Origin of the sequence: Rhodococcus spongiicola (assembly GCF_004011835.1) — a bacterium.
Taxonomy (GTDB): Bacteria; Actinomycetota; Actinomycetes; order Mycobacteriales; family Mycobacteriaceae; genus Prescottella; species Prescottella spongiicola.
The window spans coordinates 92,350-105,368 of the sequence record NZ_RKLN01000002.1 but is presented as its reverse complement, the minus strand read 5'-3'; the positions used below and the strand labels follow the sequence as shown (position 1 = coordinate 105,368).

10 protein-coding genes are annotated in these 13,019 nt (G+C 68.1%); 3 read left to right on the top strand and 7 right to left on the bottom strand.

The genetic code is table 11. The annotated features are described in order from the left end of the window. From EF834_RS05220 to EF834_RS05205, 4 genes are all read right to left on the bottom strand, one after another. On the bottom strand, positions 1-1,111 hold a 1,111-nt coding region (locus EF834_RS05220), incomplete at its 3' end, for a YVTN family beta-propeller repeat protein (RefSeq protein ID WP_127946686.1). A gap of 105 nt (positions 1,112-1,216) precedes the next feature. Beyond that, positions 1,217-3,421, bottom strand: coding sequence for a heavy metal translocating P-type ATPase (locus EF834_RS05215; RefSeq protein WP_127946185.1), 2,205 nt, complete (start codon positions 3,419-3,421; stop codon positions 1,217-1,219). A 46-nt stretch (positions 3,422-3,467) separates the two neighbouring features. Then, positions 3,468-5,024, bottom strand: coding sequence for a DNA polymerase Y family protein (locus EF834_RS05210; RefSeq protein WP_127946184.1), 1,557 nt, complete (start codon positions 5,022-5,024; stop codon positions 3,468-3,470). Continuing rightward, positions 5,021-5,845, bottom strand: a complete 825-nt coding sequence (locus EF834_RS05205) for a hypothetical protein (protein ID WP_235871010.1) — start codon at positions 5,843-5,845, stop codon at positions 5,021-5,023. Before EF834_RS05205 ends, EF834_RS05210 begins: the two co-directional genes overlap by 4 nt. A gap of 283 nt (positions 5,846-6,128) precedes the next feature. On the opposite strand from EF834_RS05205, the gene EF834_RS05200 reads away from it, so the two are divergent. Then, complete coding sequence (locus EF834_RS05200; RefSeq protein ID WP_164874088.1) at positions 6,129-7,292, top strand: serine/threonine-protein kinase; 1,164 nt, start codon at positions 6,129-6,131, stop codon at positions 7,290-7,292. Between the two features lie 95 nt (positions 7,293-7,387). Here EF834_RS05200 and EF834_RS05195 read toward each other — a convergent pair whose 3' ends face one another. Together EF834_RS05195 and EF834_RS05190 are read right to left on the bottom strand one after the other, a co-directional pair. Further along, a complete protein-coding gene (locus EF834_RS05195; protein WP_127946182.1) occupies positions 7,388-8,062 on the bottom strand; it encodes a LuxR C-terminal-related transcriptional regulator in 675 nt (224 codons plus the stop codon). Positions 8,063-8,071: 9 nt separating this feature from the next. Further along, positions 8,072-9,379, bottom strand: a complete 1,308-nt coding sequence (locus tag EF834_RS05190; protein ID WP_235871045.1) for an ATP-binding protein — start codon at positions 9,377-9,379, stop codon at positions 8,072-8,074. Between the two features lie 243 nt (positions 9,380-9,622). On the opposite strand from EF834_RS05190, the gene EF834_RS05185 reads away from it, so the two are divergent. Together EF834_RS05185 and EF834_RS05180 are read left to right on the top strand one after the other, a co-directional pair. Beyond that, entirely contained in the window at positions 9,623-10,945 is a 1,323-nt protein-coding gene (locus tag EF834_RS05185) for a PspC domain-containing protein (protein WP_127946180.1), read from the top strand. Beyond that, entirely contained in the window at positions 10,938-11,189 is a 252-nt protein-coding gene (locus EF834_RS05180) for a hypothetical protein (RefSeq protein WP_127946179.1), read from the top strand. Before EF834_RS05185 ends, EF834_RS05180 begins: the two co-directional genes overlap by 8 nt. Before the next feature lie 64 nt (positions 11,190-11,253). On the opposite strand, the gene guaA is transcribed toward EF834_RS05180, so the two are convergent. Beyond that, on the bottom strand, positions 11,254-12,825 hold the full coding sequence (gene guaA, locus EF834_RS05175; RefSeq protein ID WP_127946178.1) for a glutamine-hydrolyzing GMP synthase: 1,572 nt from the start codon (positions 12,823-12,825) through the stop codon (positions 11,254-11,256). Between the last annotated feature and the right edge of the window lie 194 nt (positions 12,826-13,019).

Genomic DNA, 13,019 nt, shown 5'->3' with positions numbered 1-13,019 from the left:
CAGCGGTCACCACCACCGTCGGTGCCGGAGTTCCGGACACCGTGAACGTGTGCTCATAGGGCTGATCGACCACCCCACCGGCCGGCGCTCCGGCGAGCGCGGGCGGTGTCGTGCCGATCGCGATCACTGACACCGTGTCGGAGCGCTGGCTGGTGACGTAGGCGTGGGTGCCGTCCGGGGTGATCGCCACCCCGAACGGCGTTGAGCTGACCGGGACGGTGGCGGTGAGGGTGTTGGTGGCGGTGTCGATCACCGACACCGTGTCGGAGGCCTGGTTGGTGACGAATGCGTGGGTGCCGTCCGGGGTGATCGCCACTGTGGTCGGTCCCTCGCCGACCGGGACGGTCGCGGTGACCGCATTGGTGGCGGTATCGATCACCGACACCGACGTGGCATTGAGGTTGGTGACGTATGCGTGGGTGCCGTCCGGGGTTATCGCCACTCCGGATGGATTCAGGCCGACCGGGACGTTGGCGGTGACCGCATTGGTGGAGGTATCGATCACCGACACCGAGTTGCTGTACAGGTTTGTGACGTAGGCGTGGCCGCCGTCCGGGGTTATCGCTGCCCTGTGCGGAGAGTCACCGGTCCAGACGGAGGCGGTGACCGCATTGGTGGCGGTGTCGATCACCGACACTGTTTGACGGCCATAGTTGGTGATGTAACCGTGGGTGCCGTCCGGGGTGATCGCGACCCCGGATGGATTCCCGCGGACCGGGAAGTTGGCGGTCACCGCATTGGTGGCGGTGTCGATGACCGACACCGAGTCACCGAACTGGTTCGTGACATAAGCGCGGGTGCCGTCCGGGGTGATCGCCACAGCTGTCGGACCGTCGCCGACCGGGACGGTGACGGTGACGGTGTCGCTCGTCGTGTCGATCACCGATACCGCGTCGCTATCCCGGTTGGTGACGTAGACGCGGGTGCCGTCCGGGGTGATCGCCACCCCGTTGGGCGCCTCGCCGACCGGGACGGTGGCGGCAACGGTGTCGGCAGCGGCGGCCCCGACGGCAGCAGTGAAAATCGTGGCTAAGGCTAGAACGGTGCCTCCGAGTGCTGCCGACACCCACGACAATCCGTTGTGGGAGCGCGGCCGATCTGTGTTGGCCATGAATTGTGTGTGCCCTTCCGGTCGATCCCGCACCCCTGGGGGCGGTGTGGCCACGGGAGGTGGCCACACCCTAAGAACCTACATACCGGGCGTTCGTCACAATCATCATCGGGCGTAGTCGTGCTCCCGCTCGCGGACCGGGCTGGTCAGTCGCTGAGGCGCGAGATCCAACCGGCGCAGCAACTGTGCGTTAGCGGCGACCACGACCGTCGAAGCTGACATGAGGATCGCGCCCACCTCCATCGGGAGGACGAACCCGACGGAAGCCAGCACACCCGCCGCGAGCGGCACCGAGATCACGTTGTAGCCCGCCGCCCAGACGAGGTTTTGCACCATCTTCCGGTACGTCGCGTGCGACAACTCGATCACCGACACCACCGCGCGTGGATCGTCACCGACGAGGACCACGCCGGCCGAGGCGATCGCCACGTCGGTACCTGCGCCGATCGCGATCCCGACATCGGCCTGGGCGAGGGCGGGCGCGTCGTTGACGCCGTCACCCACCATCGCGACCCGGCGTCCCGCAGCCTGCAGTTCCTTGACCTTCGCACCCTTGTCCTGAGGTAGCACACCGGCGATCACGTCGTCGATGCCGAGATCGTCGCCTACGGCCCGCGCGACGGCATGGGCGTCACCGGTCAGCATCACCACCTGCACGCCGCGGGCGTGCAGCGCCGCGATCGCATCCCGCGATTCGGGGCGGATCTCGTCGGCCAGTGCGAGCGCACCGATTACCTGCCCATCTCGCAGGACGTGCAGAACGGTCGACCCCTGCGCCGCCCACTCCTCCGAAACCGGAAGCGCGGACGCACCGTGACTGTCCAGCATCCCCGGACCACCAACGCTCACCTGTGCGCCGTCGACGATCGCGGTTACGCCGACCCCGTTGCGGGCCTGGAACTCGCTCACCTCCGGGATCCGCAGTTCCCGCTGTTCGGCCGCCGCGACGATCGCGCGCCCGAGTGGGTGTTCACTCGCGCGTTCGACGGCTGCGGCCAGCGCGACAAGGGTGTTCTCGTCCTCCCCGGGCACGGCATGGGCCGCGATGAGCGCCGGTTCGCCCTTGGTGAGGGTTCCGGTCTTGTCGAACAGCACCGTGTCGACGGTGCGCATCGCTTCGAGCGCGCGCCGGTCGGTGATGAGCACACCGGCCCGAGCGGCCCGCTCGGTGGCGATCGACACCACGAGCGGGATCGCCAGCCCGAGCGCGTGGGGGCACGCGATGACCAGGACCGTGATGGTGCGGGTGATCGCGTCGTCCGGGGTCCCGAAGATCGACCACACCACCAAGGTGATCACGGCGGCACCGAGCGCGAACCAGAACAGCAACGCCGCGGCCTTGTCGGCCAGGACCTGGGCGCGAGACGACGAGTTCTGAGCCTCCGCGACGAGCCGCTGAATGCCGGCGAGTGCGGTGTCGTCGCCGACGGCGGTGATCTCGACACGCAGCGCCGAGTCGGTCGAGACCGTTCCCGCCACGACCGAGTCGCCCAGTTCGCGGCGCACCGTGCGCGACTCTCCGGTAATCATCGATTCGTCGAGGTCACCGGCGCCCTCGACGATCCTGCCGTCTGCGGGGATGCGCCCACCCGGGCGAACCATGACGATGTCACCGGTGACCAGTTCCGCGGTCGAGACCGTGGTGATGGTGCCGTCGTCGGCGATGCGCTCGGCCTCGTCGGGCAGCAGGGCTGCGAGCGAGTCCAGCGCGCTCGATGCCTGCCCGAGTGACCTCATCTCGATCCAGTGCCCGAGCAGCATGATCACGACAAGAAGGGCCAACTCCCACCAGAAGTCGAGCTTGTCGCTGAGCACCCCGAGGCTCGATCCCCACGAGGACACGAACGCAACGGTGATCGCCAGTGAGATGAGCAGCATCATGCCCGGTTGCCGCGTCCGGATCTCGCTGACCGCTCCGGTAAGGAATGGACGCCCACCCCACACGAACACGACCGTGCCGAGTAGCGGCGAAATCCACTCCACGGCGGGGTTGTCCGGCAGCGTGTACCCGACGAGATTGGCGAACATCGTGTTCGCTCCGACCACGGGGATCGACAGGACCAGCATGATCCAGAAGAGGCTGCGGAACTGGGCTACGTGGTCGCCGTGCCCCTGGTGCCCGCCGTGTCCCTGGTGGCCAGCGTGTTCCTGATGCCCTGGATGCTCCTGGTGACTGTTGGCGACGTGGTCGCCGTGCCCCGCATGCCCCTGATGGCCGGAATGATCAGAATGGCCGACCGAATGCTCATCGTGGCGATCGAGAGCATCCGTCACGTGGTGATCGTGACCTGCTTCTCCGTGTGGGTTCATGCTTCCCAACATATACCCCCCGGGGGTAATCGCAAAATGTCTGCCGCTACTCGTAGATTCCCTCCACGCCCCACCTTCCTCCCATGCAGATCAGAAGCAATGCCCGCGACTCGGCAAGCAGCACCTGCACTCGCGCGGCATGCCGCGCTGCCGCGGTGTCCCACCACCGTTCGTCCACCGGCCACGGCCCCGCCCAGCCCTGCACGCCCCACACCCGACTCCCCCACCGCAATCTTGCGGGCACCGCAGTGAACTCCCCCCGCTCGGTGACGTCCACCGCGACACCCGTGCCGTCTTCGAGCGACACCACGGGAAGGTTCGGCAGGACGGTCGACGGCGCCGGTTCGGGTAGCCGGCCCGGCCACGGCGCCGCCGGATCTGCGGTCGGAACCAGCTCGTCACCCAACGGCACCAGGGTGATTCGCTCGATCGGCCCCCGCCCCCCGCTGAGCACCCCCACCCGGACCGCATCGCCGCCGAGCAATCCCTGAACACGAGTCAGGGCCCGCCTGGCCCTCTCGTCCTCCTCTCCGACGCCACCCCACAGCCCCAACTGCAGAGCCCCGGCGGCCACCACTTCCACAGGCTCGAGGCGCAGCACGGTGATCCCGGCCGTGGGCTGGGGCTCTCTACGCCCGGTGAGCCAGCCGTCCAACTGCCACCGCACCCGGTCCGCGGTGCCCTCGGGCGTCAGCGGCTCGGCGCACCGCCAGACCCGGGTCAGCTGTTCCCCGTTCCCGGTACTCGACGACACCTGCAGCCGGGTGCACGCCACTCCCGCATCCGACAATTTCGCGTGCAGTTGCTCGGCCGACCCCCGTCCCGCGAAGGCAGCCGCATCGACCCGCTCGATCGGCGGATCGAACTGCTGCTCCACTTCCAGGTCCGGGGGCAACGCCTGGGCCGACGGCGGACGTTCAGGCTCGGCGCGGGCGACCCGGTGCGCGAGGATCGCGTCGGCACCGAACCGCGATGCCACGTCCACCGCCGACAGCGCCGCGAAGTCCCCGATGGTGCGCAGCCCGAGTCGGCGCAGCAGGTCGGCCAGGTCTCCGCGGTCCGGCGCAGCGAGACTGGGCTCGGCAGCGATCTCGGCAATCGGGATCGGCGCAAGGAACCGCGCCCCCTCGCCGGCGGGAACCAGTTCGCCGTGGCGGGCCGCGATCACTGCGGTCGACAGTTCGTCGGCAGCTCCGATCTGACACTCCGCACCGGCGGCGGCCACCACATCGACGAGCCGCTCGGCTGCAGCCTCCTCCGATCCGAAGTACCGGCTCGCACCACGTGCCGCCAGTACCAGGAGCCCGGGACGCAGGATCTCCACACCGGGAACCGCCTCGTCGACGGCGGTGACCACGGACTCGAACAGCCGCGCATCGCGCTCCGGATCGGACTGTGTCACATACAGCTCCGGACATCGCGCCTGCGCCTCCCGGCGCCGCAGCCCACGGCGCACACCCGCGGCCCGCGCCTGCGTCGAGCACGCGACCACGCGGTTGGCGTGCAGCACCGCTACCGGTCGCGTGGCCGGTAAGTCCGCCGCCACGGCTGCGGCCACGGCCGGCCAGTCCGGGCACCACACCGCCAGCACCCGCGCGTTCATCGGGCCACCGCATCCGGGGTCAGTGCGTCCGGGGTCAGCGCGTCCGGGGTCAGCGTGACGACCTCGGGCACCCACTCGACACCACCGTGGGTCGATCGCACATCCAGACACGCAGCCCGCGGCTGGAACGAGCGCCCCTGCGCCCGCACCGCCAACCGGACCGAACACAACCGGCCGCGTCCACCTGCCGCATCGCCGCCCACTCCGTCGTACCCACGCACCTGCGCGTCCAACCGCACCTCGGCTCCACCCCAGTGCCCGCCGGTCACCACCAGCGTCGACTGCTTACTACGAGCCCGCGCGACCACGGCCCGAGCCCGCGACGGCGGCACCGAGATCCCATCCAACCCGAGCACCACGAGATCCATGCCGTCGAGCAGGACCGCCGCGACCTCCACGGGGTCCGATCCCGGGTCCGGGACGAACGCCAGCCTCCGCAACTGAGCGCCCATCTCGGTGGCCGCGAGCACCCCGAGCCTCGGATGCCCGATCACCGCCGCATGCCCGCCCGCTGCCGTCACCGTGGCCAACAACCCCAGCAGCAGCGACGTCGCACCGGAGACGGAGACCACCGATCCCCGAACCAGCCCACCGCTCGGCAGGAGCGCGGCCAACGGATCCGGGACGGGAAGCACCCGCGCGGCGCCGGTCTCGTCCCCCGGTTCACGTCGGACGACCGCCTCACCTCGCCCCGGCACCGCCGCGATCCGTCGGCGCAGGTACTCCAGACGCTGCTGCCGAGTCAGCCCGGACAGATTCAGTCCGGACGGCGGAGATGGTTGAAGGGCCTGCGCTGTGGGCAGCCGGGCTGGGTCGGTCATATCTGCTCCCCGGAACGCACGTGCTGGTTTTCGAGATGTTTGGGTGCGCGGGGAAGACGCGGCACACGGTGTCCGAACGACGTTCTGTGAAGCCTGTTCTGTGAAGCCTACGGAGAAGACCACGGACCATGTTCGAACATACTTTCGAACACATTAAGTTAAGCCTGTCTCGACCAGTACGTCAAGCAAACCTCGCCGATCCACTAATCTCGGACACGTGACTGAGCAGGAGCGCACCCGCCCGGACCGACAAAGCCGAGCGGCCATCGGCCCCGACTACCTGATGGCGGGCCGGTATCGGCTGGCTTCCAAGCTCGGCGGCGGCGGTATGGGCGCTGTATGGCTCGCCCAGGACACGCTCCTCGACCGCAAGGTCGCCGTGAAGCAGGTGACCTCGACTGTCGGCATGGACGACGCCGAGGCCAACGAGCTCCGACAACAGGTCCTGCGCGAAGGACGCAACGCCGCTCAGCTGTCCCACGACCACGCAATTGCGATGTACGACGTCGCCGTCGAGTCGGGTGAGCCCTGGCTCGTGATGGAGTACCTGCCGTCCCGGAGCCTCGCCGAGGCCTTGGGCCAAGTCCACACCCTGGCTCCCATCGAGGTCGCACAGATCGGCGCACAGATCGCAGCCGCCCTCACGGAGGCACACGCGGCCGGAATCCTGCACCGCGACATCAAACCGGGCAACATCCTCGTCGCCGATCGTGGCGATGCCCTCGGCATCGTCAAGATCAGCGACTTCGGCATCGCACGCGCGAAGGGTGACGACGCCGGCAGCAACGCCAGCGTGATCACCGGAACGCCCGCCTACTTCGCACCCGAGGTGGCTCGCGGCAACGACCCCACCGAGGCCAGCGACGTCTTCTCGCTCGGCGCCGCGCTCTACACGGTGGTCGAGGGCCAACCTCCGTTCGGTATCGACAACGACGCCATCGCGCTGCTGCACCGAGTGGCGAAGGCGGAGATCTATCGGCCGAGCCGCAGCGGTGCGCTGACCGACACGCTGCTGCACATGCTCGAACCCGACCCCAAGAGGCGTCCCACGATGGCGCAGGCACGTGACGAACTCGCCGCTGTCGCCCTCGGCTCCGACACCGAAGGAAAGCTTGGCCTCCTTATCGGCGAACCTGTCATGAACGCCGACGGCAACATCCCCAAGTGGGCTTACCGCTCGGCATCGGCAGGAATTCCCCGACGTCGCATCGCCTCCACGACGGCAACGAACCTCCCTGCGGTACAGCCGAAGACGCCGCTGGGTGCGGTCCCCCGTCCAGCTGGCCGGGCGTGGCTGCGCCAGCGCACCGAGGGAGTGGCCCGCCCGCAGGCTCCGACGAATCTACGCGACAGGATCGTCGCGGCGGCACCGCTGGCGATGGCCGTCATGGTCGGCGTCATCGTGCTGGCATTCGTCGCCGTGCTGATCGTCGCGCTGGTTGCCTGAGCGGAGCGAAAAGGACTGCGCCGAGCGGAGCGAGAGGATTGCGCCGAGCGGAGCGAAAAGGACTGCGCCGAGCGAAAGGTCTGCACCTGGCAGAGTTATTCGATGCGCCGTCGATGCGCCCACCGCGTGAGCGCATTCCGGTTGGATTGCTGCGTCTTTCGCAGCACGTTCGACGCATGTGTCTCCACGGTCTTGACCGAGATCACCAATTCCTCGGCGATCTCCCGATAGGTGTAACCCCGGGCGAGCAGTCGCAGTACTTCGCGTTCCCGAGGGGTCAGCGAGTCCAGCTCCGGATCCAGCTGCGGCTCGGGCACGTTCGAGCGCCCGGTGAACGAATCCAGGACGAATCCCGCGAGGCGTGGACTGAACACCGCATCGCCGCCGGCCACCCGGCGCACGCCGTCCGCGAGTTCCGTACCGGAGATCGTCTTCGTCACGTACCCGCGCGCGCCGGCTCGGATGACTGCGATGACGTCCTCGGCAGCGTCGGACACACTCAGCGCCAGACAAACAGGGCCCGAGTCGATTCCGTTGAGCACCGCGACACCACCGCCGTCGGGCATGTGGACGTCGAGCAGCACCACCTGCGGACGCAGCGCATTGATCCCGGCAATGGCTTCGGCTACGCCACCGGCCTCGCCGATGACCTCCATATCGAGCTCCCGGCCGAGTTCGGCCCGCACACCGGCCCGGAACACCGCATGATCGTCCACGAGGAAGACACGGAACTTGTCGGATGTGGGTTGAGCTGAGGCCGTCGAAGTCACGGCCCCACCCTAAGACATCTGTTCGGCCTCGTTCCCGATGTCAGCCTCGCTGCCGATGTCAGCCTCGTTACCGATGTGGTCGTCGCCATCCTCCGACACCGGTCGCGGCATATGGATCCGCACCTCGGTGCCCTTCCCCGGCGTCGACCGGATCTCGACCCGCCCGCCGCGACGTTCGATCCGGGCGCGGATCGACTTGGCCAGGCCCTGCCGATCCTCCGGCACCGATTCGGGGTCGAACCCGACCCCGCGATCCCGCACGAAGGTGCTCACCTGATCGCGTTCGGTCTCCGCGTACAGGTCGATGTTCGAGACACCGGAGTGCTTGGCGGCGTTGACGAGAGATTCACGGGTGGCGCCGAGTAGTGCGGTGAAGCACTCCCGCGAGAGCCCCGAGCCGGCCTTTTCCTCGGTCGCGAGCTCGATGTCCCCGACGGTGACCGGTCGGACCGTGACCCCGTATTGGTCCTCGACCTCACCCGCGATGGTCTGCAGGGCCTCGGACAGACTCGAGTGTGCCGTCTCCCCGCCGCCGAACAGCCAACGCCGTAGTTCGCGCTCCTGCCCGCGTGCCAGGCGAGTCACATCCTGCGGCGAATCCGCTTGTTTCTGGATCAGCGCGAGGGTCTGCAAGACCGAGTCGTGCAGGTGCGACGCGATCTCCTCGCGTTCCTCGTTCCGAATTCGCGCGGCCCGTTCCTCACCGAGAGCCCTCCACAGTCTGAGCCACAGCGGCACCGTGAGCAGCCCGGCACCGACGAGTGTCACGACGACGGCCAACAGGGACGAGCGCAGCGCGTCGATGTCGACCTGCGCGAGGATCACCACACCGAGGCCGGAGACGATCAGGGTGAGGCCGCCGAGGACCCGCGCCCAGGTGAGCACCGTCGGGTGTTGCGGCAGCCCGAGGACCGAGCGGGACCCGTCTGTGTCGAACTCGCGCCATACCAAAGCGGCGCCGACCGCGACGACGACGAACGGCGCGGCAACCGATGCCGCGGTGCCGTCGATCAACCAACCCAGGGCTGAGGCGACCGCGAGACCAAGCACTGCCAGTCCGAAAGCACGACGGCGTTCGGAGGCGCTAGGTCGCTCGGTGTCGCTGCCGACCGGGGTGAAGACCCACAACAACCCGTAGGCCACGATGCCCACGCCCGCCAGTGACGCCAGCAGAGTGAAGGCCACCCGCACCTTGAACACCTCGACACCGAGGTGATCGGCGATGCCGCCGGCGACTCCACCGACGATCCGACCCCCTGCCCGGCGACGGAGCTTCGGGTAGAGGGTCTCGTCCACGGGGGCCGGGGCCGGCGGCATCGCCAGGCCCACGGCCGGGCTCACCGCCTGGTTCGGGTCGACCACAGGTTGCACAGTGTCGATCCTGACACGGCCACGCGCGTTCGACATCAGGGCCGGACCCTGAGATTCGACGCCGCGCCGTTATCCAGGGAAAGAGTTGATCCAGGGAAGGGTCAGGGACTCAGCGAAAGATCAGACTCGGGGAAAGATCAGGGTAGTTCCCGATGGTCCGGGCGGCATCGCGGACGCCAGGATGTACCCATGAGCACCGAAGCGTCTACCGGGAGCTTCTCGGACCAACTCCACGACCTGTGGCGAACCCGTCCGGTACGGCTACCGAAGCAGGGACCCATCGCCGGCGTCGCGGCAGGCATCGGCCACAGGTATCAGGTCGACCCGGTTCTCGTACGGATCGCGTTCGTGATCTCGTCCGTGTTCGGGGGCGCCGGCATCATGCTCTACCTTGCGGGATGGCTGCTGCTCAGCAAGCCCGGCGACCAGGTCTCGCCTGCCGAGTCGCTCCTCGGGCGGGGCCGAACCTCGCAGTCCCGCACCAAGACCGTGGTCCTCGTCGTCGCTCTCGTGATCGCGCTGAGCACCGGCGATCTTGTGTATCAGGGCCCGTTCGGAGTCGGCATGGGCGGTTCGGTCTTCATCAGCTTCGCCCTCATGCTGGGTGGACTGTGGCTGCTCTACCAGCGCCAACCGGTTCCGCCGCCGCTTCCGGCGAGCGTCACGCAGACCATCGCCGGCTACCCGGTGGCACCGCTGCATACCGCCCAGGCCGGCGCGTACCCACCTCCGGCCTACGGTCCTTACACCACACTGCCCGACCACTACGAGCCATCTACTGCCCCTGGCAGCGCGGACAACGCCGGAAGATCGCACCACAACCAGGCCGACCCGGCACCGCCCGCGTGGGACCCACTGGGTGTCGCACCCTTCGCCTGGGATCTGCCTGAACCGGCAGCACCCCCGGAACCTCCTGTCGAACGGCCACGTCACCGCGTCCGGTTCACGTCGGTGATCCTTGGCAATGCGGTGCTCGCGGCGGCAGCGGCGGCGGCCATCTCGGCCGCGGTTGGCTCGGATTACTTGACGCCCGCCCGGATCGGTGCGATCTCCCTGGCCGTGATCGGCGTCGGCCTGGTGCTCGGCGCCTTCCTGCGACGCGGGTACGGGTTGCTCGTGGTCACCTTCCCGCTGCTGGGATTCGTCGTGCTTGCCTCGATCGCGGGACCGGTGAACTGGGACGAGTCGAAGTTCGGCGAACACGTGTGGGCCCCGGCATCGATGTCCGGGCTCGCGGACGTCTACGAGGGCACTGCCGGTGACTTCACGCTCGACCTCAGGCGACTGGATCTCACCGAGAACCGCGAGGTCCGAATCGACGGCAAGTTCGGCAAATACAGTGTGATCGTTCCCGAGAACATGAACGTCCGTTCCGACTGCTCCGTTTCGGTCGGAGAGTCGAATTGCATCGGCGCCGGCCACGTCGACGGCGGCGCTGATGGTACCGACGGGCCCATTCTGACGGTGATGGTCGACAACAAATTTGGGGAAGTGAGCGTCGAACGTGGCTGAATACGTTGATAACTCGGAAAGCGGTGCCTCTGAGACCGCCGATCAGTCCACCCCGAAGACGCGCCGGCGTCCGTCGGTGGGCCTGCTCCTCGCCGGTGTGGCCGCGCTGCTCGTCAGCGTGTGGGCGCTGGTCGGGCCGTTCTCCCTCGAACCGCTCGCGAACGTCGAGTTCCGCTGGCTGTTCGTGGCCTTGGCCGTGGTGATCGGCGCGATTCTGGTGCTGTCCCCCGGACGGCGACGCTGAACTCACGAGCGAGGGCTCCGACCTCGTGTGGCGGTCGAGGCCCTCGTGCGCGGTCAGGCGGGCATCACTCCCACTCGATCGTTCCCGGCGGCTTGCTGGTGACGTCGAGCACGACGCGGTTGACGTCCGCGACCTCGTTGGTGATGCGGGTGGAAATCCGCTCGAGCACGTCGTACGGCAGACGCGTCCAGTCGGCGGTCATAGCGTCCTCGCTGGAGACCGGGCGCAGCACGATCGGGTGACCGTACGTGCGGCCGTCACCCTGTACGCCGACGCTGCGGACGTCAGCTAGCAGCACGACCGGGCACTGCCAGATCTGACTGTCGAGGCGTGCGGCGGTGAGTTCTTCGCGCGCAATCGAATCCGCGTGGCGCAAGACCTCGAGGCGCTCCTGAGTGACCTCACCGATGATGCGAATGCCCAATCCCGGGCCGGGGAACGGCTGCCGCCCGACGATCTCCTCGGGCAGCCCCAGCTCGCGACCGACGGCACGCACCTCGTCCTTGAACAGCAAGCGAAGCGGCTCGACCAGCTTGAACTGAAGATCCTCGGGAAGACCACCCACATTGTGGTGGCTCTTGATGTTCGCGGTACCCGTGCCGCCGCCGGACTCGACGACGTCTGGGTACAGCGTGCCCTGCACGAGGAAATCGATGGTTTCGCCATGCGAGGCGCTCTCCCCGAGCACCTCGGACACCGCACCCTCGAAGCTACGGATGAACTCGCGGCCGATGATCTTGCGCTTGGTCTCCGGGTCGGACACCCCGGCCAGCTCGCGCAGGAACGTCTCGGACGCGTCGACGGTGACCAGACGAGCGCCGGTTGCGGCGACGAAGTCCTTCTCGACCTGCCGGCGCTCGCCGGCACGCATCAGGCCGTGGTCGACGAACACACACGTGAGACGGTCACCGATCGCACGCTGCACGAGCGCCGCGGCGACCGCCGAGTCGACGCCACCGGACAGGCCGCAGATCGCCTTGCCGTCGCCGACCTGCTCACGCACCTGCTCGATGAGCGACTCGGCGATGTTCGCGGCCGTCCACGCACCCGGGATCTCGGCGATCTCGTGCAGGAAGCGGCTGAGCACCTGCTGCCCGTGCGGGGAGTGCATTACCTCGGGGTGGTACTGGACCCCGGCGAGTTTGCGAGCGCGGTCCTCGAATGCGGCGACCGGAGCGCCGGCGCTCGATGCCGTCACAGTGAACCCGTCCGGGGCGACCGTGACACCGTCACCGTGGCTCATCCACACGGGTTGAGTCGTCGGCAAGCCGTCGTGCAGGATGCCGCCCTTGACCGTCATCTCGGTGCGGCCGTACTCACGGGCACCGGTGTGCGCGACGGTACCGCCGAGCGCTCCGGCCATCGCCTGAAAGCCGTAGCAGATTCCGAAGACCGGGATACCAAGGTCGAACAGCGCGGCGTCGAGCTGCGGCGCCTCCTCCTCGTAAACACTGGACGGACCACCGGACAAGACGACCGCGAGCGGCTTCCTCGCCGCGATCTCCTCGACGGTCGTGGTGTGCGGCACCACCTCCGAGTAGACCTTCGCCTCACGGACGCGGCGAGCGATCAGCTGCGCGTACTGGGCACCGAAGTCGACGACGAGAACCGGCCTGTCCTGCTGGGTATCTGACACCCGGACAGTCTAGTATGCGCAGCTCGGACCCCTGTTCCGGGACTAGGCGACGCCGGACCCCGTCTCCGTGTCCTCCGCGGGCTGGTTGACAGAGCTCTCGGAGCCGTTCGCTGCGCCCTTCTCCGAGCCCTTTGCGGAGCGCTTTGTGGGGCCCTTTCCGGAGCTGTTCGCCGAGCCCCTTTCGGAGCCCTTTG

Excerpts from the sequence above, each read along its gene's own strand:
- EF834_RS05190 (WP_235871045.1), bottom strand. The coding sequence starts at position 9,379 with ATGCCGCCGGCCCCGGCCCCCGTGGACGAGACCCTCTACCCGAAGCTC.
- EF834_RS05215 (WP_127946185.1), bottom strand. The coding sequence starts at position 3,421 with ATGAACCCACACGGAGAAGCAGGTCACGATCACCACGTGACGGATGCT.
- EF834_RS05205 (WP_235871010.1), bottom strand. The coding sequence starts at position 5,845 with ATGACCGACCCAGCCCGGCTGCCCACAGCGCAGGCCCTTCAACCATCT.
- EF834_RS05200 (WP_164874088.1), top strand. The coding sequence starts at position 6,129 with ATGGCGGGCCGGTATCGGCTGGCTTCCAAGCTCGGCGGCGGCGGTATG.
- EF834_RS05185 (WP_127946180.1), top strand. The coding sequence starts at position 9,623 with ATGAGCACCGAAGCGTCTACCGGGAGCTTCTCGGACCAACTCCACGAC.
- EF834_RS05210 (WP_127946184.1), bottom strand. The coding sequence starts at position 5,024 with ATGAACGCGCGGGTGCTGGCGGTGTGGTGCCCGGACTGGCCGGCCGTG.